This window comes from Streptomyces sp. NBC_00080 (assembly GCF_045041255.1).
GTDB lineage: Bacteria > Actinomycetota > Actinomycetes > Streptomycetales > Streptomycetaceae > Streptomyces > Streptomyces coriariae.
In genome coordinates, this window is record NZ_CP108236.1 from 204,685 (window position 1) to 230,724 (window position 26,040).

20 protein-coding genes and 2 pseudogenes are annotated in these 26,040 nt (G+C 69.5%); 10 read left to right on the forward strand and 12 right to left on the reverse strand.

Annotated elements, in window-relative coordinates; translation table 11 throughout:
* Window positions 1-339: 339 nt before the first annotated feature.
* Entirely contained in the window at window positions 340-795 is a 456-nt protein-coding gene (locus OHU34_RS44625; RefSeq protein ID WP_142270031.1) for a DUF6417 family protein, read from the reverse strand.
* Window positions 796-1,195: 400 nt separating this feature from the next.
* Here OHU34_RS44625 and OHU34_RS44630 point away from each other — a divergent pair.
* From OHU34_RS44630 to OHU34_RS44640, 3 genes and pseudogenes are all read left to right on the forward strand, one after another.
* Window positions 1,196-1,501 (forward strand): annotated as a pseudogene (locus OHU34_RS44630) (helix-turn-helix domain-containing protein); the annotation flags it as partial.
* A 57-nt stretch (window positions 1,502-1,558) separates the two neighbouring features.
* Window positions 1,559-2,376 (forward strand): IS5 family transposase gene (locus OHU34_RS44635; RefSeq protein WP_405764611.1). Its coding sequence is split into 2 segments (ribosomal slippage): window positions 1,559-1,910 and window positions 1,910-2,376, totalling 819 coding nucleotides; the frame shifts between segments, so codons are not numbered across the junction.
* Window positions 2,369-3,292: pseudogene (locus OHU34_RS44640) on the forward strand (RNA-guided endonuclease InsQ/TnpB family protein); the annotation flags it as partial. The gene OHU34_RS44635 and the pseudogene OHU34_RS44640, both read left to right, overlap by 8 nt.
* A gap of 774 nt (window positions 3,293-4,066) precedes the next feature.
* Here the strand turns inward: OHU34_RS44640 and OHU34_RS44645 are convergent.
* Window positions 4,067-5,095, reverse strand: a complete 1,029-nt coding sequence (locus tag OHU34_RS44645) for an SDR family oxidoreductase (protein WP_331733533.1) — start codon at window positions 5,093-5,095, stop codon at window positions 4,067-4,069.
* A 132-nt stretch (window positions 5,096-5,227) separates the two neighbouring features.
* On the opposite strand from OHU34_RS44645, the gene OHU34_RS44650 reads away from it, so the two are divergent.
* On the forward strand, window positions 5,228-6,295 hold the full coding sequence (locus tag OHU34_RS44650) for an acyltransferase domain-containing protein (protein ID WP_235034791.1): 1,068 nt from the start codon (window positions 5,228-5,230) through the stop codon (window positions 6,293-6,295).
* Between the two features lie 124 nt (window positions 6,296-6,419).
* On the opposite strand, the gene OHU34_RS44655 is transcribed toward OHU34_RS44650, so the two are convergent.
* The 3 genes from OHU34_RS44655 to OHU34_RS44665 form a co-directional block, all read right to left on the reverse strand.
* Window positions 6,420-7,334, reverse strand: a complete 915-nt coding sequence (locus tag OHU34_RS44655) for a Ku protein (protein WP_331733539.1) — start codon at window positions 7,332-7,334, stop codon at window positions 6,420-6,422.
* 177 nt (window positions 7,335-7,511) lie between these two features.
* On the reverse strand, window positions 7,512-8,519 hold the full coding sequence (locus OHU34_RS44660) for an NADP-dependent oxidoreductase (RefSeq protein ID WP_200840096.1): 1,008 nt from the start codon (window positions 8,517-8,519) through the stop codon (window positions 7,512-7,514).
* A 158-nt stretch (window positions 8,520-8,677) separates the two neighbouring features.
* Window positions 8,678-9,421 (reverse strand): helix-turn-helix domain-containing protein, encoded by a 744-nt coding sequence (locus tag OHU34_RS44665; RefSeq protein WP_331733545.1) that lies wholly within the window; start codon window positions 9,419-9,421, stop codon window positions 8,678-8,680.
* 147 nt (window positions 9,422-9,568) lie between these two features.
* On the opposite strand from OHU34_RS44665, the gene OHU34_RS44670 reads away from it, so the two are divergent.
* From OHU34_RS44670 to OHU34_RS44685, 4 genes are all read left to right on the forward strand, one after another.
* Window positions 9,569-10,621 (forward strand): alcohol dehydrogenase catalytic domain-containing protein, encoded by a 1,053-nt coding sequence (locus OHU34_RS44670; protein WP_142270037.1) that lies wholly within the window; start codon window positions 9,569-9,571, stop codon window positions 10,619-10,621.
* Window positions 10,622-10,793: 172 nt separating this feature from the next.
* A complete protein-coding gene (locus OHU34_RS44675; RefSeq protein ID WP_331733550.1) occupies window positions 10,794-11,264 on the forward strand; it encodes a DUF485 domain-containing protein in 471 nt (156 codons plus the stop codon).
* Window positions 11,261-12,871 (forward strand): cation acetate symporter, encoded by a 1,611-nt coding sequence (locus OHU34_RS44680; RefSeq protein WP_142270039.1) that lies wholly within the window; start codon window positions 11,261-11,263, stop codon window positions 12,869-12,871. Before OHU34_RS44675 ends, OHU34_RS44680 begins: the two co-directional genes overlap by 4 nt.
* A gap of 454 nt (window positions 12,872-13,325) precedes the next feature.
* Complete coding sequence (locus OHU34_RS44685; protein ID WP_331733554.1) at window positions 13,326-13,511, forward strand: hypothetical protein; 186 nt, start codon at window positions 13,326-13,328, stop codon at window positions 13,509-13,511.
* 310 nt (window positions 13,512-13,821) lie between these two features.
* Here OHU34_RS44685 and OHU34_RS44690 read toward each other — a convergent pair whose 3' ends face one another.
* Window positions 13,822-14,103: a hypothetical protein gene (locus tag OHU34_RS44690; RefSeq protein WP_405772699.1), complete on the reverse strand. Its 282-nt coding sequence runs from the start codon at window positions 14,101-14,103 to the stop codon at window positions 13,822-13,824.
* Between the two features lie 60 nt (window positions 14,104-14,163).
* The gene (locus OHU34_RS44695) at window positions 14,164-14,355 is read right to left on the reverse strand and encodes a hypothetical protein (protein WP_142270042.1); all 192 of its coding nucleotides are present in this window, start codon (window positions 14,353-14,355) and stop codon (window positions 14,164-14,166) included.
* Between the two features lie 339 nt (window positions 14,356-14,694).
* Between OHU34_RS44695 and OHU34_RS44700 the strand changes: the two genes are divergently transcribed.
* Window positions 14,695-18,141 (forward strand): DNA polymerase III subunit alpha, encoded by a 3,447-nt coding sequence (locus OHU34_RS44700; protein ID WP_142270043.1) that lies wholly within the window; start codon window positions 14,695-14,697, stop codon window positions 18,139-18,141.
* Between the two features lie 53 nt (window positions 18,142-18,194).
* Here OHU34_RS44700 and OHU34_RS44705 read toward each other — a convergent pair whose 3' ends face one another.
* From OHU34_RS44705 to OHU34_RS44725, 5 genes are all read right to left on the reverse strand, one after another.
* On the reverse strand, window positions 18,195-18,611 hold the full coding sequence (locus OHU34_RS44705; RefSeq protein ID WP_142270044.1) for a hypothetical protein: 417 nt from the start codon (window positions 18,609-18,611) through the stop codon (window positions 18,195-18,197).
* Entirely contained in the window at window positions 18,608-20,704 is a 2,097-nt protein-coding gene (locus tag OHU34_RS44710; protein ID WP_235034753.1) for a hypothetical protein, read from the reverse strand. Before OHU34_RS44710 ends, OHU34_RS44705 begins: the two co-directional genes overlap by 4 nt.
* Entirely contained in the window at window positions 20,701-22,521 is a 1,821-nt protein-coding gene (locus OHU34_RS44715) for a hypothetical protein (RefSeq protein ID WP_142270045.1), read from the reverse strand. Before OHU34_RS44715 ends, OHU34_RS44710 begins: the two co-directional genes overlap by 4 nt.
* Before the next feature lie 64 nt (window positions 22,522-22,585).
* Window positions 22,586-24,028, reverse strand: a complete 1,443-nt coding sequence (locus tag OHU34_RS44720; protein WP_142270046.1) for a site-specific integrase — start codon at window positions 24,026-24,028, stop codon at window positions 22,586-22,588.
* Window positions 24,029-24,340: 312 nt separating this feature from the next.
* Complete coding sequence (locus OHU34_RS44725) at window positions 24,341-24,799, reverse strand: MarR family winged helix-turn-helix transcriptional regulator (protein ID WP_200840097.1); 459 nt, start codon at window positions 24,797-24,799, stop codon at window positions 24,341-24,343.
* A 186-nt stretch (window positions 24,800-24,985) separates the two neighbouring features.
* Here OHU34_RS44725 and OHU34_RS44730 point away from each other — a divergent pair, with 186 nt between their 5' ends.
* On the forward strand, window positions 24,986-25,951 hold the full coding sequence (locus OHU34_RS44730) for an alpha/beta hydrolase (RefSeq protein WP_142270047.1): 966 nt from the start codon (window positions 24,986-24,988) through the stop codon (window positions 25,949-25,951).
* Window positions 25,952-26,040: the final 89 nt, after the last annotated feature.

A 26,040-nucleotide genomic window follows, 5' to 3' on the forward strand; every position in this document is an offset into this window, starting at 1 on the left:
GCGGGAACTGCCTGCGGACGTACAGGCGCCCCCGGAGCTCCTGGCCGTCCGGTCGGACGATGCGCACCAGGGGCGTGGGAGCAGAGCGGCAGGGGACATGCCGGCCGCCGTACGAGCCCCAGCCGCCGTGCACGCGACGAGCAACTCGTCCGGGAGCAGGCTAATGACGAGGCATCGGCTGCCTTCCGGCAGCGGTCAGTCGCAGGACCAGTCCCTCCGGCCCGGGCGGGTCGCGCAGTGTCTGGCCAGGGCGCGCTGCCGGGCACCGGCCAGCGGGAGAACCTGGAGGAGCCGGGTCGCCGCCGATACCGCCTCGAGCCCGTGCCGCACCCGGCACCTTCACGAGATGGCAGCCGGACTGTCCTTCTCTGAGCCTGGGGCGTAGAGGACTCCGAAGTCACGGCCGAAGCGGTTGGCCTCCGCCGCGGACCCGGTCAGCCGATGCAACCAGAATCCGTATGCCGCCGACTCCATCTGCTCCTGCGTCAGATGCAGCTGCCAACGCCTCGTCCCCCGGTCGTACGGGGCTGTACGGACTTGCTCGGCAAGGCCTGTCGCGGGTGGTGACTTCAGCTCGCCGGCCAGGCCGACGAACACCCGCAGTGCTGTCATCTGCGAGGGCGCCAGCTCCACCAACCGCTCCCCCGGCCCCGGCTCCAGGGACATCGGAGCAGGCCGGACCCCGGCGTAGGCGAGCAGGTCGTGCCCGGTCGCCAACAAGCGGACCGCCCAGCGCACCGGACGGCCCTCCCACGCCGACAGCTCCGCACGCGTCTCCCGGCCGGCCGTCTCCACCAGCCCCTCCCCCGCCAAGGCACGCGCTCGCCGCTGAAACGACGGCGCCACAGCATCCAGTACCCAGCCGTGTTCGGCCTTCTCTTCACACGCCCACAAGGCCCTGAGCGCCTCGAGTGTCCTGTCTCCCTGCACCTCGCCACCTCATACCGTCATCGACAGCGGCCGTACGGCCGGCCTTACGGCAGACACGCGCGTGCCGCACCATCCGAAGTGTTCGCGGTGTTCACTGCCGATCTCATCGGGACTCCTTCGTGGATACCCCGGCCTTCAGGCCGGGGAGGAATCGAAGCTCCTGCGGACCAGGGCAAGGAAAGGCGGATCGCCTCCAGGGCGATCCCGCGTCGGTAATCATAGGGCAATGCCCGTGACTCACACGGGAGCTGATAGAATGTGAAGTATGGCGCAGCAGGTCAAGCGGGCCTTCAAGTACCGCTTTTACCCCACCGGTGAGCAGGCGGCTGAGCTGTCTCGCACATTCGGCTGTGTCCGTCTCGTCTACAACAAGGCGCTGGAGGAGCGCACTCGCGCTTGGTCCGGCGAGCAGCGCCGCATCTCCTACGTCCAGTCGTCCGCCGCCTTGACTCAGTGGAAGAAGACCGAGGAGTTCGGGTTCCTCGCCGAGGTGTCCTCGGTCCCGCTTCAGCAGGCGCTGCGCCATCTCCAGACGGCGTTCGGGAACTTCTTCGGCAAACGCGCTAACTGGCTCTAACAAAAGTTGTTGATCATGTGACTGTTGGCTTGTCCGCTCGTTGGTCTGGTCGTGGGGAAACGCCAGTCGCGACCGTGGATCGTGTCGGATGAACTCTGGTCGCTCATCGAGCCGTTGCTGCCCGAGCCGGGCCCGAAGCTGGTCGAGGGCAGACCTCGGGTGCCGGACCGTCAGGCCCTGTGCGGAATCCTCTTCGTCCTGCACACCGGGATCCAGTGGGAGTACCTGCCCCAGGAGCTGGGCTTTGGCTCGGGGATGACCTGCTGGCGGCGCCTGGCGGCCTGGAACGAGGCCGGCGTCTGGGATCGGCTGCACGTGCTGCTGTTGGAGAAGCTGCGGTCGAAGGACCAGCTGGACTGGTCGAGGGCGGTGATCGACTCCTCGCACGTTCGCGCGGCCCGGCGGGGCCCAAAAGCGGACCCAGCCCGGTCGACCGCGCACGTCCGGGCAGCAAGCACCACCTCATCGTCGACGGACAGGGCATCCCGCTCGCGGTGTCGCTGACCGGCGGGAACCGCAATGACGTCACCCAACTCGAGCCTCTGCTGGACAAGATCCCGGCCGTCGCGGGCCGGGCCGGCAGACCGCGCCGACGGCCCGACGCGCTGCTGGCCGACCGCGGTTACGACCACGACAAGTACCGTCGCCTGCTCTGGCAGCGGGGGATCCGCCCCGTGATCGCGAAGCGAGGCGAGCCGCACGGCACTGGCCTGGGCGTTTTCCGCTATGTCGTCGAGCGCACGATCGCCTGGCTCCACGGCTTTCGCCGCCTGCGCATCCGCTGGGAACGACGCGACGACATCCACGAAGCGTTCCTCGGACTCGCCGTCTGCCTGATCACCCATCGCCACGTCCAGCGGCTTTGTTAGGGACAGTAAGTACCCGCGCTTCAAGGCCAAGAAGAAGTCCCGCGCCTCGGCGGAGTACACGCGTTCTGGCTTCAAGTGGCGCGACGGCCGTCTGACGCTGGCCAAGATGTCCGGTCATCTGGACATCCGCTGGTCGCGTCCCCTCCCCGCGGGGGCGGAGCCGACCACCGTGACCGTGTCCCGCGACAGTGCCGGGCGCTGGTTCGTGTCGCTGCTGTGCGACGACCGCATTGCCCCCGCGCCCGCCACGGCGAACGCGGTCGGTATCGATGCGGGCATAACGTCGCTCGTGACCCTGTCCACCGGGGAAAAGGTCGCCAACCCGAAACATGAGCGGCGTGACCGCGCCCGTCTCGCGAAGGCGCAGCGGGAGTTGTCGCGGAAGGCCAAGGGCTCGGTGAACCGGGAGAAGGCCCGGCTTCGCGTCGCCAAGGTCCATGCGCGGATCGCGGACCGGCGCCGCGACTTCCTGCACAAACTGACCTCGCGCATCGTCCACGAGAACCAAGTGGTCGTTATCGAGGACCTGACCGTCCGCAATCTGCTGAAGAACGGCAAGCTCGCGCGCGCCATCTCGGACGCGTCGTGGACGGAGCTGCGCTCCATGCTGGAGTACAAGTGCGCCTGGTACGGCCGTGAACTCGTCGTGGTCGACCGCTGGTTCCCCAGCAGCAAGCTGTGCGCAACCTGCGGCACGAGCCGGGCGAAGCTGCCGCTGAACGTCCGCGAGTGGACGTGTGACTGCGGCGCAACGCATGACCGCGACGTGAACGCGGCGGAGAACATTCTCGCGGCCGGGCTGGCCGTGTCTGCCTGTGGAGACGGTGTAAGACCTCAACGGGAGTCCTCCCGGACGGGGCCGTCGTCGGTGAAGCAGGAAACCCAGCGGGCGACCGCTGGAATCCCCCGCCTTTAGGCGGGGGAGGAAGTCAACGCCGTCTCCGCCACCAGCAACCGGTCGAAGGCCGACCAGGACCCGGCCACGTGGCAGCCGCCCGCGGAGGGCTACCGCTGCACGTACGCCACTGACTGGGTCGCCGTGAAAATCCGCTGGGGGCTTGCCGTAGACCCCGCCGAACAGGCTGTGCTCACCGAAGTCCTCGACGGCTGCCCGGACACGGTCATCGAGATCGTCCGAGCCCGCTGACTTCAGCAGACGACCCGGGCACGGTGGGTGATCTTTTCCGCCCGGGGCGGAGCACTATGCCGATACGGCGGCCGAGAGCGCCTGCCACCTCGCCGATTACACCGGGCCGGAGGCTTGGAGCCCGGCGGCCGCCGACGACCTCCTGGATGCGATCGACACCCTTGCCGGGGCGCTGTCCGAGCTCGGGCCGGACCTCGCGGCGGCCCTCGCGCCGGTGACGGCCGCCACCACCCATGCCCGCCGGCTGCTCGGACTCGGCGACGACGAAGGCACGGCGGCCACGGTGGAAGTGCTGGGCCCGCGGCGTTCCGCACAGCGTTCCCGGCGGCGGGGGCTGGGGCCCGGCTTCAAGGGGATCCGTATGGATGGCTGACCAGAGGCTCAAGGTCGTGGGTCGCGTGCATGGGCGCAGCCGGACAGGAGGATTCGGGTGTGCGACGGCGGCAACGCCAACGCGTCGACGAGGACGGCCAACCCGCCGGAACGGCCTGATCCGGTCCGGCGCCCACCGACACCGCCCGGCCGTCGGTGGGCGCCGGGCGCTCAGCCCACCTTGCGCCCGCGCATCGGCTCGGTGGCCTCGCCCTCACCGGCCCGCAGGCCCAGGAGGAACTCCTCCAGCACCTCCGGCGCCGTGTGCTGCGGATGCCAGCCCAGCTCGACGCGGGCACGCGTGCAGTCCATCAGTGGGAGCCTGAGGACGGCGTCGAAGAGGTGCGGGGAGGCTGGGAGGAGGCGCAGTCCCCAGGCGGCGGCGATCGCCGATCGGGCCGCCGTCCGGGGCAGGCGCACCGGGCGGGCGTCGAACATCTCGCCGAGCAGCTCCGCGTCGAGGGCCGGCTCGGCGGCCAGGTTGAAGGGGCCGCGCACCTCGGTACGCAGCGCGAGCCGGTACGCCTCGGCCGCGTCGTCGGTGTGCAGTGCCTGGACGCGCAGTCCCGGAATGTCCGGCAGGAACGGCAGCAGTTCGGGGCGGGCGACCGGGCCGGGCAGGAACCGGCCGCCGAAGATGCGCCGCTGTTCGCTCGCCGACTGCCGCTTGAACAGGAACGCCGGCCGCATCCGCACCACCCGGATCCCGGGATGGTCGCGCTCGAAGGTGTCCAGGGTCCGCTCGAGGTAGGCCTTCTCCCGGCAGTAGGCGGCGTCCGGCCAGCCGTGCGTGGGCCAGGACTCGTCCACCGCGTGGTCCTTCGGTCCCGGCGAGTACGCGCCCACCGAGGACGCGTGCACGAGGACGGGCACCCGCGCGGCGGCCACGGCCTCGAAGACCCGGATGCTGCCCAGGACGTTCGTACGCCAGGTCGCCGCCGGATCGTGTGTGGGCTGGAACGCCCAGGCCAGGTGCACGACCGCGTCCGCGTCGACGAAGGCGGCGGCGAGATCGGCCCGGTCCGAGGCCAGGTCGACGGCCGTCCACTCGGTCTTCCGAGGCGACCAGTCCGGGATCCGCCGGGACAGACCCCTTACCGAGGCCACATCCGGGTCCTCCGAGAGAAGCCGCACCACGCTGGTGCCGACATTTCCGGTGGCACCCGTGACGACGACCTTGCTGCCCGTTGCGCTGCTCACCGTCGGCTCCTCTCGCCGGTCCTCGCAGGGACGGGCCGAGTACCCGGCGCCGTCCGGCGCACGCGGGGCACTCCCGGTGCGCCGGCCTGCGCGGCTGGGAGCTGTCCGTCATGATCTATGATTATCGTCGTGATGACGATAAAAGGCAGTGTGAACGCGGCCGAGGTACGGGCGACGCTGGGCCTGGGCGAGGAACACCGCGAGTGGACGGAGGCGCTGGAGCGCACCCCCGTCGGCGCCGCTGGGGCCGAAATCCCCACAGGGCAGCAACTGGACTCCCTGCTGACGCAGTTGAAGGTGCCGGCCGAGGACCAGGCGGAGGTGGCCGGGGCGGCGGAGAAGGCCACCGAGCCCGGCACGCCCTGGTTCTGGCTCCTGGAGCGCACGGTCGCGGCCCTGCGCACCGGGATGGGCCTGGACACCCCCATGCCGCCGCGCCCCGTCCTCACCGACCACGGCCCGACCGGCCGATGGCTCACGGTGCTGGCCTGCCTTGCCGTTGTACCGGATGTCCGCGCCCTGCACGCGACGATGGAGGTGCCGGACGAGGTCTCGTGGGCGAGCCTGGGGATCCTCGGAGAGAAGGTGGCCGTGCGGCGAAGGACGCTGGAGGCAGCGGGAGCTGAGGTCGAGCCTGCCTTCCCATTCGACGACTACGTCCTGCCGGTGTTCCAGGGCCGCCGCTACCGCCTCGACGGCCTCGACTGCCGAGCGTCGAACGTCTCCATCGAGGTACGGCTGCCCTACGGCACCGAGCCGTTCGCGATTCCCGCCGACAGGGCCTGGGCTCACGAGATCCACTACTTCTTCTGCCGCCTCCCGAGGCGGTACGCGGACGGGGTTCGCTTCGGCTACGACGCCATCCCCTGCTACGTCGGCAGCTGGGTCAACGACCCTGCTGTGGCAGATTTCTTCCCCGAGGACCACGAGATCCGCCGCTTCACCAGCAAGTACCAGTACTTCAACCACAACGGCCCCGGCCCGGCAGACAAGACGGGCCTCACACCCGGCGACCGGGACGCACTAGAAAACGCCTTCGGACAATCGCCTGCGGACCGCCCTACAGCCCTCCGCCTGACCCCCACCACCACCGTACAGCGAGCAGTCCTGCAACACCTGAAAGCCGGCAACCACTGGTCTTTGAACTACAGCGGGCAAGCCATCTGGGACTACTCGCCCTCTCCCCGCAGGACGACATGAGCTGAGCGGCAGTCGGGGCGGAGCTCACCGACCGCGTAGGAAGCAGTGCCAGCGGCTCTCCCCTTCGGTCCCCCTGGTGACCACTGGTGGGGCGCCCTGTCCACGCCCGCCACTGGCGGGCGACTCAGGCGCTCCGGGGCCGCCGTGTACCCGTCTTCTTCGCCGCGCTCTTCTTGGTCGGCTGCTTCCTTGCCGCGGTCTTCTTCGCAGCCGTCTTCTTTTTCGGCCTCGGCAGCTCGTGCACGTCGGCGTTCTCGCCGCGGGATGCCTTGGCCTTGGACACGGACTCCTCGAGCGCGGCCATCAGGTCGAGGACCCGGCCCGGCTGCTCCGGCTCGGGCATCTCGGGGAGCGGCTTTTCTTCCCGCTTGGCTTCGATGATCTTCTCCATGGCTTCCGTGTAGGTGTCCTTGAAGGCGTCGCCTTCGAGGTCGTCGCGGGACATCGACTCCATCAGGGCGAGTGCGCCCTTGATCTCGTCCTCGGACACGTCCACGGGCTCCGGGAGGAGTTCGGTGGGGTCGCGGATCTCGTCGGGCCAGTGCATCGCGTGCAGGACGATGGCGTTGCCCCGGACCCGGAGCATGCCGAGCCGTTCGCGTCCGGACCATGCATATTTGGCGATGGCCACCTTCGACGAGCGGGCCAGGGCCTCGCGGAGCAGCTTGTACGGCTTGGCCGCGACCTGGCCGTCCGGGGAGAGGTAGTAGCCCTCGCCGATCCGGATCGGGTCGATGTCGTCCGCCGCGACGAAGGCATCGATCTCGATCGCCTTCGCTGTTGGCAGCGGCAGGTCGCGCAGTTCCTCGTCGCTGATGGCGACGACCTGGTCCTTGGCGTACTCGTAGCCCTTGCCGATCTCCGCGTTCGATACCTCGCGGTCCTCAATTTCGCAGACCTTGCGGGTGCGGATCCGGCCCGTGTCCTCCAGGTGGTACTGGTGGAACTGGATCGAGTGGTTCTCGGTGGCGGACTGGACGTGGATCGGAACGGTGACCAATCCGAACGAGATGGCGCCGGACCAGATGGTTCGGGGCATGGCAGACCTCCCCAGCAGGCCCCGAGCAGTTCGAGCCTACGAGGGGCGCGCGCTGCCCGCACCAGCTGAACCCGGGCTAGCTTCGGCCTGACCGACCCCGTCGGTGGAGGCCTCCGCCCTCGAGCGCGGCACCGTCCATGGGTCGTGACCGGAAGGCGGTCTGGCGCTCGACGGCGGTCATGCCAGCTCCAGAACGAGCTTTCCGACGTTCTCCCCGCGAAAGAGCATCTGCAGCGTCTCGGGGAAGTCGTCCACGGTCCCCCTCACCACATGTTCCTTGACCTTGATCCGGCCGGCGCCGATCCACGCGGAGATGTCCTGCGCGGCCTGCGCGTAGCGCTGGGCGTAGTCGAAGACGACGAAGCCCTCCATGCGGGCGCGGCGCACCAGCAACGAGAGGTAGTTGGAAGGGCCCTTGACCGGCGTGTCGTTGTTGTACTGACTGATCGCGCCGCAGATCACGACGCGCGCGTGCATGGCCAGCCGCGTCAGGGCGGCGTCGAGGATGTCTCCTCCGACATTGTCGAAGTAGACGTCGATGCCCTCGGGGGCGTGCCGGCGCAGCGCCTTCCTGACGTCCTCGGTGCGGTAGTCGATCGCGGCGTCGAATCCCAGTTCGTCGGTGAGCATGGCGCACTTCTGCGGCCCTCCGGCGATGCCCACGACCCGGCAGCCCTTGGCCTTTGCGATCTGACCGGCGATGGTGCCGACCGCCCCGGCCGCTCCCGACACCACGACCGTCTCGCCGTCCTTCAGTGCCCCGACGTCCAGCAGGCCGTAGTAGGCGGTCATGCCGGGCATGCCCAGCGCGCCGAGATACGTCGAGGGCGGGGCGAGGGAGGTGTCGATCTTCATGGCGCCCTTGCCGTCGGAGACCACGTACTCCTGGACGCCGAACGTGCCGACTACGTGATCGCCCGGTCGGAACCCGGGGTGGTTGGACGCGGTGACCTCGATGACCGATCCGGCGCGCATCACCTCGCCGATGCCCACCGGCGGCAGGTAGGAAGGACGGTCGTCCAGCCAGCCCCGCATGGCCGGGTCCAGCGAGATGACGCGCGTCCGGCCCGCGAACCGACCCGGCCCCGGGTCGTCGACGGTCCCTGAACAGTGCTCCCAGTCATCGGATTCGACCTCGCCCACGGGGCGGGCTGCCAGACGGATCTGGCGGTTGGTCGCAGACATCGCGGCTCCTGTCGTTCGCGGCTTTGCCGCAGAGTACCGACCAGTAGGTATGCCGAGCTGCATGACGTTCACCACATGTGGTGCGCGCCCCTGCCCGCCACGCACCGCGCCGGACGGGTCAGCGAGTCGAGATCCGCGACTCGAACCGGCTCCGGCTCCTAAGGTCTCGTTCGTGCAGCACTCGTGCGTCCCGCTCGTGCAGTACTCGTGCGGTTCCGCTCGCGCAGCAGTCGTGCGGTCTGCTCGGACACCGGCGCGGCCAGCAGTGCGGTGACCAGGTCGACGAGTCGGCTGGTGAACAACCGGTCGTCTTCGCGAGGGCGGGCAGCGGCCCGGGCGGCGAGTTCGGCGTGGCAGAAGCGCATGGCGGTGAAGCGGGTATGGAACACCGCGGTCGACTCGGACGTCAGCAACGGCTCCAGCAGGCGCCGCCAGGGATAGATGCTCGACTCCTCCGTCACGACGACTTCGACCAGGGGTTCGGGGCGATTGAGCAGTTCGGCCACGATCTGCAGGAACTCGCGGCCGCCGTCGGGGTCGGCGAGTTTCGCGGCGGCAGGCAACACCAGTGCGGCGGCCAGGGATCGAAGGTCGGCGTCGCCGCCGCTGTCGCTGTCGCTGTCACCACTGTCCTCGTACTGCTGCAGCAGCACCTCCCGGCGGGCGTCCACCGCGGGAAGGTGTTTGTCGAGCACGGCCCGCAGCAGACCCGCCCGGTCGCCGAAGTGGTACTGCAGGGCCATCGCGTTGCGCTGGCCGGCGGCCCGCTTGATCTCGTTGAGCGACGCACCGTCGACGCCCTTCACCGCGAACAACCGCTCCGCAGCCCGGATGAGCGTGCCGCGGGTGTCACCGGCCTTCCGGCTCCGAGGCGACGTGGCCTGCGTCTCATGTGCTGTCACGGATGCCCATGCTAGCGTCGCCCCGCCGAACTAATACGCATGCATTAATCCTTGATTAAAGCGCCTTGATGCGCCGCGGGAGCCAGGCAACCGCTCCGGAATCCCTGTTCTGCACGGCGCCGCCCTGCGCCGGGATGGAGGCATCCATTGAAGACTCTGACCTACCACGGCCCCCAGGACATCCGGTACGCGGACGTACCCGACCCGGCCGTCACCAGCCCCACCGACGCCGTCGTCCAGGTCACCACGGCCGGTATCTGCGGCAGTGACCTGCACATCTACGGCGGCAACGGGTTCAGCCCGGACACCGGTTACACACCGGGACACGAGTGCGTCGGCGTCGTCGTCGACACCGGCGACCGGGTCACCCGCTTCAAGCCCGGCGACCGGGTCATGGTTCCCGCCTCGGTCGGCTGCACTCTGTGCGGAACCTGCGCGAGGGGACTCACCGCAAGGTGCGAGCGAGCCCATGCCCCGAGCGACCTCTGCTACGGAGTGAGCCCGCGGCTTCCGGGCAGTCAGGCCCAGGCGCTGGCCGTGCCCCATGCCGACATCAACCTGGTGCACCTGCCCGACGGCATCTCCGACGAGGCCGCCGTCGTCCTGACGGACAACGCTCCCACAGCCTGGTATGGATGCCGCCGGGCCCGCATCCAGCCCGGCGAGACGGTACTGGTCATCGGCCTGGGCCCGGTCGGCCTCATGGCCGCGCAGTCCGCCTTCGTGATGGGCGCCGCCCGTGTACTGGGCGTGGACCTGGTCGCGGAGCGCCGTGCCTTCGCCGCCACCCTGGGCGTCGAACCGGTCGAGGGCGACGACGCGCGGGCGGCCGTGCGGGAGATGACCGCCGGACGCGGGCCGGACGCCGTGGTGGAGGCCGTGGGCTCGGACGCCACCATCGAGCTCGCCCTCAAGGCCGTCCGGCAGGCGGGACGCGTCAGCGTCGTCGGCGTCAACCAGAACAGGGCCTTCCCCTTCCACATGGGACTGGCCCAGGTCAAGGAGCTGGAGTTCGCCATCGGGCTGTGCTCGATCCACTACGAGCTCCCCGCCCTGATACCCCTCACCCAGGCCGGCCGCATCACCCCCGAGGTCGTCATCTCCCACCGCTTCCCCCTCTCCCAGGGCCCCGCGGCGTACGAACTGTTCAACAGCCGCGCCGCCGGCGTCCGCAAGGTCCTTCTCGACCCCACGCGTTGATCGTCCGACGGGGGCATCCGTTCGACCTTCCCCGCCGGGGGGAACCACATCGCCCCCGAAACGTGACCCCCAGCGGACAGACACACATGCCAACCGGTCGGTATGGTGCGCCGCCAGAGCCATGACGACCCGTTCGCCCCCAGGGATCCGAGCCGCAGTGGAAGGCCAGGCGATGACATACGCCGACGAGAACCGCTATCCCCCGTCAGCGCCGGCCGGATGGCCGCCGCCGTACTCCGAACCCCGGACATACGGACGCGACGTCCCCCGGTACGACTCGTACGGGCACGTCCCCGGGGACGGGTCGTACGAGTCGTACCGGCAGCACGAGGCTCATCAGCCCGGTGCCGACCTCGCCGTTCTGCGCTCGGCCTACCGTCGGCTGCGTCGAACCGCCACGCTCGCCGCGCTCGGTTCCTTCGTGGTGTACGTCGTGCTGTCCTGCTTCGCGCCCGGGCTGATGGGGGCCACGGTCGCCGGAGAGCTGAGCCTGGGAATGGCCCTGGGGGTCTTCCAGCTCGTCGTCACCTTCGTGGCGGTCTTCTGGTACGGACGCAGCGCGCAACGCTCGGTGGATCCGTTGGCCCGGGCCGTCCGAGAGCGCGCGGTCCCCACCGGCCGGAACGCGGGGGTGACGAGATGAACGACTCCGGAGCACAGGCCACCGTCCTGGTCCTGTTCACCACGCTGGTCACCGTCACACTCATGATGTGCGTCATGACGGGGCCGGACCGCGACGACCTGACGAACTTCTACACCGGCTACCTCTCGCTCACCCCGCTCAAGAACGGTCTGGCGATCGCGGGCGACTACATCTCGGCCGCCACGGTGCTGAGCACCACCGGCATCATCGCGCTCGCCGGATACGACGGCTATGTCCTCGCGGTCAGCACCGCCCTGTCGCTGGTACTGCTGATGTTCCTGCTGGCCGAACCCCTGCGCAACGCGGGCAGGTTCACCATGGGTGACGTCCTGGCCCGCAACATGCCGGGACGACCTGTGCGGATAGCGGCCTGCGTGGTGACGCTCTCGGCGACCCTGCCCTTCCTGGTCGTCCAGCTCTCCGGGGCCGGGTCGCTGCTCACCTTCATCCTGGACATCCCGCACGTGGCGGGCGCCAGGACGGCGTGCATCGTCATCGTCGGCAGCCTGATGATCATTTATGCGGCGATCGGCGGCATGAGAGGCACCGCCCTCATCCAGATGGTCAAGATCATCCTGCTGCTCGGCACCAGTCTCGTCGTCGCCGCTCTCGTACTGAACCGCTTCGACTGGAACCCCGGCGACGTCCTCAGGGCCGCCCAGCACGGCAGCGGCGCAGGCCCCGCCTTCCTCCAGCAGGGCCTCCAGTTGGGCACCTCGACCGTCGACCGGCTCGACTTCGTCGGTCTTCAGATCACCGTGGTCCTCGGCGTGGCCTGTCTGCCCCACATCACGATGCGTCTGTACTCCGCGCAGGACGTGCCGGCCGTGCGCCGCTCCATGTCGTGGGCGGTCGGCACAGTCACCACGTTCTGCCTGCTCGTGATCGTCATGGGGACGGGCGCGGCGGCGCTGGTGGGGTCGCGGTACATCACCGCGGCGGACCCGCACGGCAGAACGTCGCTGCTCATGCTGTCGCAGGCGCTCGGCGGAGCCCCGGGCTCCGCAGCCACGACGATCCTCTACTCGGCCGTGGCGGGCATGGTCTTCATCACCCTGCTGTCGTCGGTCGCGGGGATGACCCTGGCCGCGGCCTCGTCGCTCGCCCACGACCTGTTCGCCCACGCGGCGCGGCGGGGACATGCGCCACCGCGCACGGAGATGACGGTGGCGGCGTGGACGAGCGTGGTCGTGGGAACCGTGGCGATCGTGCTCTCCACCCTGGTCCAGCACTGGGACGTCGGCGTGCTGACCACGCTGGCCATCTGCATAGGCGCCTCTGCCGTGGCGCCCGCGCTCACGTTCTCCCTGTTCTGGCGGGGATTCACCCGCACCGGCCTGCTCGCCACCCTCTACGGCGGCGCGGCCTGCGCCCTGCTGTTGATGATCTTCTCCAAGGCCGTCTCGGGCACGCCGTCCGCCGTCTTCCCCGACGCGGACTTCCATCTGTTCCCCATGCAGTCCACCGGGCTGGTCTCCATCCCGTTCGGCTATCTGGCGGGCTGGCTCGGCAGCCGTCTGGACCACCGCAACCGCGCAGCCGACAGCCACGAGAACCAGCGGCTGTACGAGGAGAGCGAGGCACGGCTGCTCGCCGCAGCCGAATGACCCTCGACGGCGGGCAGAGCCGCGCCCGCCCCGCGGACAGGCCTGTGCCCATGCCCGTCGTATACGCGACACGCTCGTACGCGGGGGCACGGGAGGCCGCTCTCATCCCCGTACAGAGCGCGCTCCACGCCCCTGTGCCCGCCGGAACCCCGGCACGGCCGGTCAGGTGGGCGGGCCGGTCACTGCTTGTTCGGTCCATACGGTCTTGCCCTCGCGCGTGTAGCGGGTACCCCAGCGTTCGGTCACCTGGGCCACCAGGAAGCCGTCTGCCTCCCGGTGGGGAGCCGGGAGGCGCGGCGGGCCCCGCCGCCCACGGGACGGCAGGGCCCAGCAAGGGGGATCCACCCGGGGGTGAAGCGGGATCCCACCGGCACACCATGCACCACAATCCAGCCAGCGGGATAGATCGCGGCCGGAAGTATGCGATGTCAGTGCCACCAGTGAAGATGCACCCATGGCGATCACCATGCAGAACTTCGGACTCACCTGGACCGACACTGACGGCGTGCCCCGCGGCTCCGCCGTCGCCTATGACGAGCCCAGCGCCCAGCAGCAGAAGGCCGCGCTTGAAACCGCCGGCTGCACCGGCGTGGAGATCGTGACCGTCAAGCCCGGGGAACTCCCCGAACCGCGGCGCTAACGCAGGGAACTCAAGCGGCGCGCGGGGCGGTCAGGGGACGTAGGCGTCGCGCCAGGACCCTCCTCCCGGCGGCGTGCACGCCCTGGCCGGACTTCGCCACAAAGACGAGTGCCGTACGACCGGGGTAAGGGGCTGAGGCGCGCGCCTTCAGCGGCGCACTTCGTCTTCCCTGCTTCGTTGCAGGGTTGGACTGCTGGCGCGCAGCTCCATCCTCGGCGGGCACGGTATTCGTCGTCGGCGGTTGAGCCCACCCGGCGGTGCCGGCGGATCGCTTCTCCGCATGAGCTGCCCGCGGAGCGGATTTGCCGCTCTAGGCTGCGGCCTGCTCCGGATGCCAGGCTTTGGCCCGTACGGCAGCTTCGATGCCGAAGCGGGGCTTGTCCTGCTCTTTGGCGTGGGCGGTGACGGCGGCCTGGGCCTGCGCGGCCAGATCCCGCCAGTGCTGCCAGGCCGTCTCGTATGTCTCGGTCTGCTGCGCAGTCCACGGCGTCGCCGTGGGCCGGCCGTAGGTATCTCCCAGTTCCAGGACCCGGCTGTGCGCCTCGTCGGCCAGTCTCTGCATCTCCACCAGTTCGTCGAATGTGTGTGCCACGACGACGGATCCTATGTCGGTCGTGCCGGGGGCTCCGACACCTCGCCGGACGCGCATGTCCTACAGCGTGTTCTCGCCCTGCGCCGTCCACGTCCGAAGCGCCCGCTCCCGGGCACCCGTCTTCTCGATGAGGTGGACCTCGACCTTCGGGTCCTTGGTGTAGAGCCCGACCCACTCCGTGTACCGGTCCTCAGCGGGGCCTGGCAGCGCCCACTCGCCTTCTACGGCCGGCCCGTCACCTTCGAACCTCAATCAGACGAGATACGAGGTCGTCATCGTGCCCTTCTCTCAATTTCACGCCAGTCTGTCGATGATCCTCCTCGCCGTCGCGCGCGACCAGCTGGCGAGTGTGGGCTGACCTCTGCGGCCACGACACCCTCAAGCAGCCGGGCAGGGTGCTTCTCCGGCAACTATCTCCCCGCCTGCGACAAGTGACGCACGGCACGCCACGGGTGGTTGATCCTCGCGCGAAGGCTAGCCATACGCGGGGAGGTGGCATCGAACCCTGAAATCGAACAGTTGCGCGATTAAGCGTTATGGTGGATACCTGGAGAGGTCACAGGTCAGGGAGGGGCAAGCGAAAGGCTGGAGGTGTGGGGACGTGGATTTACTCATCTGCACGTCGCGTCCGGCTACTCCGCCCGCTACGGCGCTTCTCTTCCCGCGGCCGTGGTCCAGCGGGCCGCTGAGGGTGGGATGACGACGCTCGCGCTGACCGACCGGGACACCGTCGCGGGCACCGTCCGCTTCGCCAAAGCCGCCGCGGCCGCCGGCATTCGCCCCGTCTTCGGTGTCGACGTAGCCGTCGCCCCGCTCACCCCGCCAGGACCCTCTGCCGGACGGCCGCGTACGCCCGCACGTGGTGGCGCGCACGTGATCGAGCCGCCGTTGCGGATCACCCTGCTCGCGCAGAACGCGGCTGGGTGGGCGCGGCTGTGCCGTCTGGTGTCGGCCGCGCATGCCGAGGCTGACGGCACGTTGCCCGTCGTGTCCTGGCCTGTTCTGCGCGCGTACGCCGACGAGGACCTGGTGGTGCAGCTCGGTCCGTCTTCCGAGCCGGTGCGGGCGCTGTCCGCGGGCCGTCCCGATGTCGCCGAGCGGCTGCTCGCGCCGTGGCGGGAGCTGGCCGGGGAGCGGCTGCGGCTGGAGGGCGTGTATCTGGGAGGTCAGGGCACGGGTGCGGGTTCGCTGCGGCTGGCCGCGCGCACCGTGGGTCTGGCCGATCAGCTCGGGGTGCGGGTGGTGCTGACGAACGCGGTCCGTTACGCCGATCCCGGCCAGCACCGGCTGGCCGATGTCCTGGACGCGGCCCGTCTGCTGCGGCCCGTAGACCGGCGTCGGCTGGACGGTGGCGAGCGGTGGTTGAAGGACCCGGCCGCGATGACGGCAGTGGCCGAGCGGATCACCCGGGCTGTTGGCGATGACCGGCCCCGGGCCGGACGGCTGCTGGCTGAGACCGAGGCCACCGGCCAGTCGTGCACGCTCACCCCGGCAGACCTGGGGCTGGGGCGGCCGCACTTCCCCGAACCGTCCGTCGTCGGCGCCAGCAGCGAGCGCGGTTCGGCGATGCGGCTGCTGCGGCAACGGTGCGAGGCCGGCATGGTCGCCCGCGGCCTGGACCGCGATGAGCGCTCGCGACGGCAGCTCGACTACGAGCTGGACGTCATCGGCCGCCTGGGCTTCGAGGGGTATTTCCTCGCGGTGGCCCAGGTGGTGGCGGACACCCGGGCGCTGGGGATCCGGGTCGCCGCGCGCGGTTCCGGGGCCGGGAGCATGGTCAACCATTCGCTGTTCGTCGCCACGGCCAACCCCCTCGAGCATCGGCTGCTCTTCGAGCGTTTCCTCAGTGAGCGGCGTACGTCGTTGCCGGACATCGACCTTGACGTGGAGTCCGAGCGGCGCCTGGAGGTGTATGACGCGATCATCGAGCGGTTCGGGCGGGAGCGGACCGCGGTCACTGGCATGCCCGAGACCTACCGTGCCCGGCACGCCCTGCGCGATACCGGGCTCGCACTCGGCATCCCGCCGCAGGTCATCGGCGATGTCGCGAAGAGTTTCCCGCATATCCGCGCTCGGGACATCCGCTCCGCCCTGGCCGAGTTGCCGGAGCTGCGGCAGCTCTCCGCGCGGGCGGAGAAGTTCGGGCCGCTGTGGGAGCTCGCCGAGGGCCTGGACGCGCTGCCCCGCGGCTATGCCATGCATCCGTGCGGGGTGATCCTGTCGAACGCGGCGCTGCTGGAGCGGCTGCCGGTGCAGCCGACGCCGGCCGGCTACGCGATGGTGCAGGCTGACAAGGAGGACGTCGAAGATCTCGGGCTGCTCAAGCTCGACGTGCTCGGGGTGCGCATGCAGTCGGCGATGGCGTACGCGGTCGCCGAGATCCGCCGCACCACCGGCCGCGCGATCGACCTCGACAATCCCGACCACGTCGACCTCAACGACCAGCGAGCCTTCGAGATGATCCGGGCCTCCGACACCATCGGCCTCTTCCAGCTCGAAAGCCCCGGCCAGCAGGACCTGGTGGGCCGCCTCCAGCCCCGGCACATGCAGGACGTCGTCGCCGACATCAGCCTCTTCCGTCCAGGACCAGTTTCCGGGGGCATGCCGGCGCTGTACATCGCCGCCCGGCACGGCGCTGCCCCCACGTATCCGCACCCTGACCTGGAACCGGTACTCAACGACACCTACGGCGTCGTCATCTGGCACGAGCAGATCATCGCGATCCTCTCCCGGATGACCGGCTGCGACCGCGCCGCCAGCGACATCGCCCGCCGCGCCCTGGCCGACCCCGACCGGCTGCCGAACGTGGAGACCTGGTTCCGCCGCACGGCCGGCGAACGCGGCTACACCAAGGACGTCCTGGACGAGGTGTGGGAGATCGTCTCCTCCTTCGGCGCGTACGGCTTCTGCCGCGCCCACGCGGTCGCCTTCGCCGTCCCCGCTCTGCAGTCCGCCTATCTGAAGGCGCACTTCCCGGCGTATCTGTACGCGGGACTGCTGGAGCACGATCCGGGGATGTGGCCGCGCCGGGTCATCGTGGCCGACGCCCGCCGCCACGGCGTGCCCGTCTTGCCCGTCGACGTCAACCACTCCCACGCCCACCACAACGTGGAGGAGACCGAACAGGGCTGGGCCGTGCGGCTCGCCTTCTCCACCATCAAGGGCATCAGCGAAGCCGAGGTCGCCCGTCTGGTGGCGGGCCAGCCCTACACCGGACTTCAGGACCTGTGGCTGCGCGCCCGCCCGTCGCTGCCGCTCGCGCAGCGCCTGATCCGCATCGGCGCCCTCGACGCCCTCTCCCCCGGCCTGACCCGGCGGGACCTGCTGCTGCAGGCCACCGAACTGCACCGGCAGTCCCGCAACCGCACCACCACAGACGGGCAGCTGCCGCTGGGCGGCGAACTGGTGACCGCCGAGCCGAGCGGGCTGCCGGACATGACCAGCCGCGACAAGCTCGGCGCCGAACTCGACACCCTCTCCATCGACGTGAGCCGGCACCTGATGGAGCACCACCACCGGCTGCTGCGAGAGCTCGGCGCGACCGACGCCGCCCACCTGCGCCGCATGGTGCCCGGGCAGAAGGTGCTCGTCGCAGGCGTTCGAGCCTCCACACAGACCCCGCCGATCCCGTCCGGCCAGCGCGTCATCTTCACCACGCTCGAGGACGGCTCCGGCCTGGTCGACATCGCCTTCTTCGAAGACTCCCACGAAGCCTGCGCACACACCGTGTTCCACTCCGGCCTGCTGCTGGTACGCGGGACCGTCGAGGCCCGCGGCCCGCGCCGCACCGTCGTCGGCGAGATGGCCTGGGACCTGGACGAGGTGGCCGCCGCCCGCCGCGACCACGGCCCCCAGGCCGCCCTCGACCTCCTCGGCCAGACCGGCCTGGCCCCCACCCCGGCCCAGCCGCAGCGCACCCTCGCCGATGGCACGGCCGGGGCCCGGCTGCACCCCTACGCCGATCTCCAGCCCGCCGGCACCCGCTCCGCCGACCTGCGGCGGCTCGGCCACCGCTCCCAAGGTTCTCCAGATCTTTAGATGTCTCACGAGACAGCGGGCGCATCTCCGACTGAGCTCGATGACGAGCGGGGTCACCGTCGTGGCGTAAGAGATACGACGGTCGCCGACTGGCTCGAGATCTGCTCACGGAGCGCCGCGTTCTCGGCGTACAGGGCGGCAATGACGGTTGCTGCGGCGTCGACCTGATCCTGGAGATGGTCGCGGTCTGTCCGGGCTTTGCGGAGGTGCTGGCGTAGTGCGGTGATGGTCTCGGCGTGCTTGCGGTCTTGAGCACGGGCTGGACTGTGCCCGATGCGGTTGTCCCAGTCGGCCAGCACGTTCGTGGCGCGGTTCATGGTGGCGCGGCTGACGCCGGCTTCCCGCCAGAGGTTGTTCTTGGTGAGTTTGCCGTCGGTGCGGGCTGGGCGGCCGGCGAAGAGCCGTTCCATGGCGTCGCGCAGAGCGCGTTCTGTGCGGGGTGAGACGTTCGGACGCTCGGCTGAGGTCATGAGGTGGTCCTTCGCAGGACGTGATCGACTTCGTTGAGTTGCTCGGTCAGTTGCTTGCGGCGATTGGCCGGGAGCCTGGGGGTGGCTAGCAGATCCTGGATGGAGGCTCGCTCGGCGGTCCAGATCGGCAGGTGCGCGGGGGCGATGATGCTGCGGGCGCAGCGGGCGGGTTGGCACCGGTCGATGAGAGGGCCTTGATGTCCTTGGGGGACGACGGCGTCCTCAAGGCATTTGGCGCCGACGGGGTTGGCTTCGTCCATCGTGCAGTGGTTGAGCTTGCCGAAGCGCACGGTGAGGTGGACTTGGCGGAGGAGGCCGTACTCGACCCGGAGATCTCCGCGCCGGGCTTTCTGGTTGGCGCGGAGGTGTTCGGCCTGGGTTCGTACGGTGGCGAAGGCGCCGCGGAGCTGGTCAGCGCCCGGGCCGTAGCCGATGTTCTCGCCTCGTCCGTCGGCGTCGAAGAGTTCCTTGAGCTGCTCGAAGCGGCGCTCGCTGATGGCGGTGGTGAGGTGGCTGGCCCAGGCGGGGGATGGTTCGGTGTAGCCCTGGGTGGTGGTGTTGGCGAGCGCGCGCGTTGCGGCGTGTTTGAGCTGCATTCCGACGGCGATCTCCGATCCGGGGAAGTCCCGGGTGAGCATGGCCATGGTGCGTCGGAACATGTGAGGGCTCAGCTTCTGCCCGGGAATGGCCGGCAGACCGGTGATGTCCCGGTGGCGATTGACGTGCTGAAGGAAGCTCGTGATCGCCTGGCAGCTGTCCAGGTGGGCGATGGGCGACTTGGCCTGTACCGAGGCGAAGGCGAGCGTGTCGTGTACGGAGAGCTCGGCGGCCGTCTGGATGGCCTGGGCGACCGGTTCGATGATCCACCAGTGCTTGACGGGGAGGTTGGGGGTGAGTTTGTGCAGGGTCGACTTCACCGCCGGGCTGCCGTAGTGCTCGACGACCGAGTCCTTGAGGATTTCCCGGACCTCGCTGTCCCGCATCATCGATAGCGCGGTGACGAACACCAGAGCCGCATTGCGCAGCGCTGTGAACTCGATCCAAAGGCGCTGCGGATAGAGGCTCATGCACCAGGGCCCCGCGGTGCCGTCCGGCCGGTCGACCTGGGTGAGGTCGCAGAGCAGACCACTCTGCGTACGCCCCTCGGCGGCCAGTTCCTCGGCACGCGCGCGCAGTTGGCGTCCGTGCGGTGCGGTTGCGGCGAAGACGGTGGTGGGCTGCGCGACGCCGATCATCGCCGCCAGCACGGACCAGTTCACGGTCGTGGTGGCGTTCTTGTTCCGCGTCATGTCGTTCGCCAGCCACACCGGAATGCGGTGGGAGGGGTCGGCCAGCCACTTCTCGCACAGCTGGCGTGCCTCGGGTAGAGGGACGGGACGGGCGGTTGCTTGAAGGTCCCGCCAGTAGGCGCGGGCCCGCAGGATGTCGGGCCCGAAGGTGTCGATGTATGTCCAGGCAGAGTGGATGAGGGGAAACCAGGTCTGCGGCGGGATGACAGGCGTTCGTAGCGGCCTGTTGCGCGACAGCTCGAGTACCTGGGCACCGGTTTGTCCCGGCCACGGGTCCGCGGTGAGCCCGCCGTGAGTGAGCGCGGGCGCCAGTCGGTGCAGCAGCTTGATGGTCAGGATGTGGGGCCGGACCGCGGTCAGGTCAAGGTGTTCGCGGCGGTCGGTGAGGTAGCGGTGGAAGTCGGCTGTTGACCAGTGGCCGAAGTCCTGGGGCAGGCCTTCGCCGGCTCCGAACGTAGCCAGTGCGCGCAGGATGCCGACGTGCCGCTGTACCGTGCCGACTTTGCGTGGCCGAGGCTGCAGATGGAGCCCTCGGGCCAGGATCTTGGGATGGCGTGGGTTGAACTCGATCATTGCCAGCTCGCGGGCGAGAAGGTTCTGCACCTCGGTGAGCTGCATGAGCGTCAGACGCCATTGCCCGGGCACGAGCCGGGCAGGGCGGCGCAGTACGTCGTTGAAGTCCCAGGTCTGCGTCTCCCCGAACAAGGGTGGACGTGCCCTGGGCAGTAACGGCAGGGACTGCAGCACCGGTTCGTCGTCCGCGAAGACGCTGGGGCGGCCGGATGGGGCCGGCTGGCCGCTCATACGTCGAACTCCGCCTGTGAGGAGATGGGGAGTTGCAGCGTCAGGCCCTCGTCGGCGATGCGCTGGCGGGCCCGGGAGATCTCGGCGCCGGTACGCAGGCCGAGAACTTCGGTGAGGTTGGCCTGGCTCTGTCCCCACAGGGCGTGAAAGTGGCGCGGGGCGAGCCGGTGACGCAGCTGTTCCAGATGGGCGGCGAACAGGAGAAGTTGAGGAAGGTTGGACGGCAGGATGAACGCATTGCGGCATTCCAGGCAGCGGGTCGGGGCGACCGGGCACATCTGCCCCGGGCGCCCGAACGGGGACGTGAAGGGGTCGCGGCAACTGGAGACGCCCATGTCAAGTTCACCGGCTCGCAGCTGCTCGATGTCCTGCGCCGATAGCCCCAGTGCCGCTTCGGCTTCCGGATCCTGGAGGGACTGTTCTTGGTCGAGGACGACCGGGCCCGCGAGGGCCTTGGACAGCCAGTGCTGCTGGGCCGTGGTGATGACCTGGCCTGCGATGACGCGCAGCGTGGTGCCGTGGGCGTAGCTGCGGCGGAATGTCTCCTCGGTGTGGTCGTCGGCGATGTCGCTGATGCGGCCCTTGAAGGTCAGGGCCTTCTCGACCTTGCCGGACTTCCGCAGCCGGCGGATGTCCGCCGGCCCGTCGATGCGGACGTTGTGGATGTTCAGCCAGTCGGTGAGCCGCAGTCCCGAGCCGGTCCCGCGGAAGGACTGCACGGTCATCGTGTGGTGGCTGACCGCGGCGCGCAGGAAGAGCGGGACCGGCGTGGTGGCGGAGCGTTCGGCTAGCGGACGGGCCAGGGCCAGCAGGGAACGGGTCAGCTCGGCGACATCCAGGCGGGGGTTGCTGGGATGCAGCACCCGGTCTTCCTTCTGAGCCGGTGTGCTGTACGCGCTACGGCGTGTGGTCCGAGCTCGCTGCTTCGTAAAGTCGATCAGCACACTGCGGGGGCCGTACTCGATGTCATCCTCGTGCAGTGCCACGACTTCCTCCGACGTACGGCCGGTTGCTGCCATCAGCAGGATCCGATAGCTGTGCAGGTCGAGGTTGTGCGGGTAGAGCATGCCGACCAGGTGCCGCAGCAGGCAGTTGACAGTGTGCTGCGGCAGGGTGCCGGGCGGGAGGAGCTCGCGCAGCGGCGCCGACCATTGGGCAGGGGGTGGGAGACGCTCCGCGATGTCCTCACAGGTCCACACCCCGTGAGCCAGGGCCCACAGCAGGTTGGCCGGCTCCGCCCACCCGTCGACCCGCGGGTCGCGCCCCACGGCCGCGAGAGCCCAACCCTTCTTGATCCTCTCCTCGGTCGCACGCCGGGCCGCCCAAGCTGCCTGGACGATCTGCTTCTTGTCGGCCCGGCTGAACTCGTCGACTTCGACGCACTGCCCCTTGCTCACGCCGAGCGCACCCTTCACCCAGCCATGCAGGTGTCCGGCCACCGGGCGGCCCGGGTGGGCGATACGACGGGCGATCAACTGCCGAAGCCGGCTGGCGAGCCAGGCCGGGCTGGGCGAACCTGCTCGGTAGGCAGCCGGCAGCAGCCGGATCCACTCCGTGACCGCATGGTGCAGATCGGGTTCGACCGCCGCCAACGAGGCCTCTGCGGCTCTGGGCTCCGCCGAGTCCAGGTACGTGCAGAAGTCGCTGATGGCCTTGCGGAACCCGCGGCATGCTCCCGTCGACAGCACGGCAGCCGCCATCAACTCCACCCACTCATCCGCGAGTTCAGCGGCCAGCTGCGAGCACGCATATCCGCTCGGGTCGAAGGTCACGGTGACCGGGCGCCGCCCTGTGTCCAGCGACACTGCCTGGCGCACGCCGATCCGCGGCGCCGTGCTCAGCGATGCTGCCGTAGCCGGAGGCGGAAAGCCTCCTCGGTACTCACCTCTGCGGGGCACCCGGTTCCTCCAGGTTCAACAGATGACGGGCGATGGCGATGTACGAGGCCCCACCGGCCGCGTCCCAGTTCCGGAATGCGTCGTCGACCTCCCGCATCGGATCCTTGAGATAGCGGATGTAGCGGTAGGTCGTGCCGGGATGGGCGTGACCGAGGCGGCGCTGTACGACCAGCAGCGGGTTGCCGACCATGTGGTCCAGCAACGTCGCCATCGGAAGCTTTCGGGCCTTGATGTCGTCAAGAGCCTCACGGGTGAGGTAGATGAGAAGGCGCAGGGCGAACGTGTGCCGCAGATCGTGATAGCACCAGCAGTGCCGCGGAAGGACCGGGGCCTCCCGGTCGCTCGACCACTGCTGCATCCGTTCCCAGGCCCGCCAGCGCACCCGGTCCCAGCCGGAGAACGACAACATCGCCCCGCCTTGCCCGAGGAACACCGCGAGCGGATCCAGACCGTCCCCGGTCTCCAGTACGGCGATGCGCCGCAGCTCAGGATCCATGTCCTTGATCACGCGGGTGACCGTGCGCCCGTCCAGGACCCCGCGGATCCTCGTGCTGTCCGCCTCCAGACGTTGGATGACGAACAGTTCCCGGCTGCGACGGCGCAGCACGCGCTGCGCCTTGGCCACGATCCGGGGGCGCTCGAGCAGCAGGTAGGGGTCCAACAAGGCCATCGCACCGAGGGGAACGTACGCCGAGCGCGGGCGCTGGTACTTGGCGCAGGCAGCCAGATCAACGTCCGCAGTGGTGGGCTTCGGCCCGCCGGCAAGGCCGAGTTCGGGCAGCAGCAGGGTGGACCACTCCTGAAGGCGCATGCCCGTCAGCAGCGCCAGCTCGCACGCGGCACGGTTGCGGTGCGGCCACCATCCACGGAACGTGCCGTCCAGGCTGGCGTCCGGCCGCAGCCCCCCGAATCCGACGTCACGGCAGAACAGGTACTGCTCGAGTTCCATGTGGCGCACACGCAGGTCACGGCTGACACCGCTGCCCAGCGAGGCCGTACGGCCGGTGGGGCGCCACGGCCGCCCAGGGACCTGACCACGCTGGACCAGGTAATCGTAGAGCTGGCCGAGTGCCGCCGAATCACGATCCCAAGCGGCCTGTCCGACCGTCTCCTCGGCTTGCTCCCGCCGCCACAACCGAAACTCCAGCAGGTCCGCCTCGCTCGCCGAGACGAAATCGCGGCTACGGGTGGCCAGGAAGTTGAACAACATCAACGCGGTGTACGCGTAGGCCTTCATCGTCTTCGCATCACGGCCCGCGAGGCCCATCGCGCGGAACCAACTGGTCAGCGGTTCGACCGGACGCATCGTGTCATCGAGCAGGATCGGGGTGCCCCGGGGCAGTCGGCGCCGCTCGAAGAGCTCGCTCAGCTCTGCATAGCTCCGCCCCGCGACCGCACCCACCTTCCAGACTCGGCGCTGGTCCACGAAGAACAACCGCACAAGACCCCCGAGAGCAGCCCCAACATCCGACATTCCGTTCAACGGACGAATGGCCGACGAGGAAACTGCCGCAGCAAGGTTCGGGACACGGACGCCGAGTCAGTCGAGCTACCGGTCTGTGGCCAACTACATCCCCGACCGCGACGCGGACGGCATCGACATCTCGTTCGCCACGCAGAACTGGCGGAAGGCCATCCGTCTTGGCGAGGGTGTTCCGCCATCCCCCCGTCGAGGTGTCGCGCGATCGTCTGGCACGAGCAATTCGTGAACCGGAGTGCGCGCGCCGCGCCCGGTGCCTCAGTCGTGGGTGACGTTCTCGGTGAGCAGGCGGAGCAAGTGCTTCGCGGTGGCGTCCTGCTCGGGGGTCAGACCCATGGCCTCGCCGATGGCCAGCGGGACGGCGCGGGCCTTCTCCTGAAGGTCCGAGCCGGCCGGGGTGAGGCGTACGGCGACGGAGCGTTCGTCCTCGGCGCGTCGTTCGCGGCGAATCAGGCCGCCGGCCTCAAGGCGCTTGAGGAGCGGCGAAAGGGTGCTGGATTCCAGCTGGAGCGCCGTGCCCAGCTCCCGTACGGAGACCGAGCCCTGCTCCCACAACACCAGCATGACGAGGTACTGCGGGTAGGTCAGCCCCAGCTCGTCCAGCAGTGGACGGTAGCGGGTCGTGACCGCCCGCGAGGCCGCGTACAGGGCGAAGCAGAGCTGGTCCTGAAGCAGCAGCGAACCTGCTGCGGCGTCGTCGCGCGTGTTCTGGCCCATGAGCGCCGTCCTTACCTCTGATGATCGGCCAGGTACATCCTACCCATTCCAAGCGCCCTCGACTATGTCTTGCTCGATTAAGTTGTGCACGACTGAATCGAGCGCTATGGTGTTCTCGTGACCGCCGAACGGCCGGACACATCCCTCGCCGAGGCCGCCGCCCCGGCATCAGTCCAAGGAGTCCCCATGCCCGAGAACATCACCGGCCCCGAACTGGAACCGGCCGCCGCCGCATTCGCCGAGGCCACCGCCAACCCGCCGTATCTGTTCGACCTCGGTCCGGTCGAGGGCCGCAAGGTGGTCGATGAGGTCCAGTCCGGCGAGATCGCCAAGCCCGAGATCGCCGAGGAGTGGGTGACCGTGCAGGGCGGGCCCACCGGCACCGTCCGGGCGCGCATCGTCCGTCCCGTCGGTGCCGCCGGTCCGCTGCCCGTTGTCCTCTACATCCACGGTGCGGGCTGGGTCTTCGGCAACGCCCACACCCACGACCGCCTGGTGCGCGAACTCGCCGTCGGCGCGAACGCCGCCGTCGTCTTCCCCGAGTACGACCTCTCGCCCGAGGCCCGCTACCCCGTCGCGATCGAGCAGAATTACGCCGTCGCCCGCTGGGTCGTCACCGACGGCGCTTCAAAGGGCCTGGACGCCACCCGGATCGCGGTGGCCGGTGACTCGGTCGGCGGCAACATGTCGGCCGCACTGACCCTGATGGCCAAGGAGCGCGGGGACGTGCCGCTCGTCCAGCAGGTGCTGTTCTACCCCGTCACCGACGCCGCGTTCGACACCGGCTCCTACCACCAGTTCGCGACCGGCTACTTCCTGCGCCGGGACGCCATGCAGTGGTTCTGGGACCAGTACACGACCGACGCGGCCGAGCGCGCCCAGATCACCGCCTCCCCGCTGCGCGCCACCACCGAGCAGCTCACCGGTCTGCCCCCGGCCCTGGTCATCACCGGCGAGGCGGACGTCCTGCGCGACGAGGGCGAGGCGTACGCCAACAAGCTCCGCCAGGCCGGCGTCCCCGTCACGGCCGTCCGCTACCAGGGCGTCATCCACGACTTCGTCATGCTCAACGCCCTGCGCGAGACCCACGCCGCCGAAGCGGCCATCAGCCAGGCCATCGCCACCCTGCGCACCGCACTCGGCACCGGCTGAGCGCGCTCAGCCACATCCGGCGCCCGTAACACCCCCGCACTACACCCGGCCGGACCGCCCGGGTCCCGCCTCCGTCCCCGCGTGGCGTG

What these genes read in the sequence shown, in the direction of transcription:
- OHU34_RS44705 (WP_142270044.1), bottom strand. Translation starts at nt 18,611, where the DNA reads ATGACCTCAGCCGAGCGTCCGAACGTCTCACCCCGCACAGAACGCGCT.
- OHU34_RS44660 (WP_200840096.1), bottom strand. Translation starts at nt 8,519, where the DNA reads ATGTCTGCGACCAACCGCCAGATCCGTCTGGCAGCCCGCCCCGTGGGC.
- OHU34_RS44680 (WP_142270039.1), top strand. Translation starts at nt 11,261, where the DNA reads ATGAACGACTCCGGAGCACAGGCCACCGTCCTGGTCCTGTTCACCACG.
- OHU34_RS44675 (WP_331733550.1), top strand. Translation starts at nt 10,794, where the DNA reads ATGACATACGCCGACGAGAACCGCTATCCCCCGTCAGCGCCGGCCGGA.
- OHU34_RS44725 (WP_200840097.1), bottom strand. Translation starts at nt 24,799, where the DNA reads ATGGGCCAGAACACGCGCGACGACGCCGCAGCAGGTTCGCTGCTGCTT.
- OHU34_RS44685 (WP_331733554.1), top strand. Translation starts at nt 13,326, where the DNA reads ATGGCGATCACCATGCAGAACTTCGGACTCACCTGGACCGACACTGAC.
- OHU34_RS44710 (WP_235034753.1), bottom strand. Translation starts at nt 20,704, where the DNA reads ATGAGCGGCCAGCCGGCCCCATCCGGCCGCCCCAGCGTCTTCGCGGAC.
- OHU34_RS44650 (WP_235034791.1), top strand. Translation starts at nt 5,228, where the DNA reads ATGACGATAAAAGGCAGTGTGAACGCGGCCGAGGTACGGGCGACGCTG.
- OHU34_RS44655 (WP_331733539.1), bottom strand. Translation starts at nt 7,334, where the DNA reads ATGCCCCGAACCATCTGGTCCGGCGCCATCTCGTTCGGATTGGTCACC.
- OHU34_RS44730 (WP_142270047.1), top strand. Translation starts at nt 24,986, where the DNA reads ATGCCCGAGAACATCACCGGCCCCGAACTGGAACCGGCCGCCGCCGCA.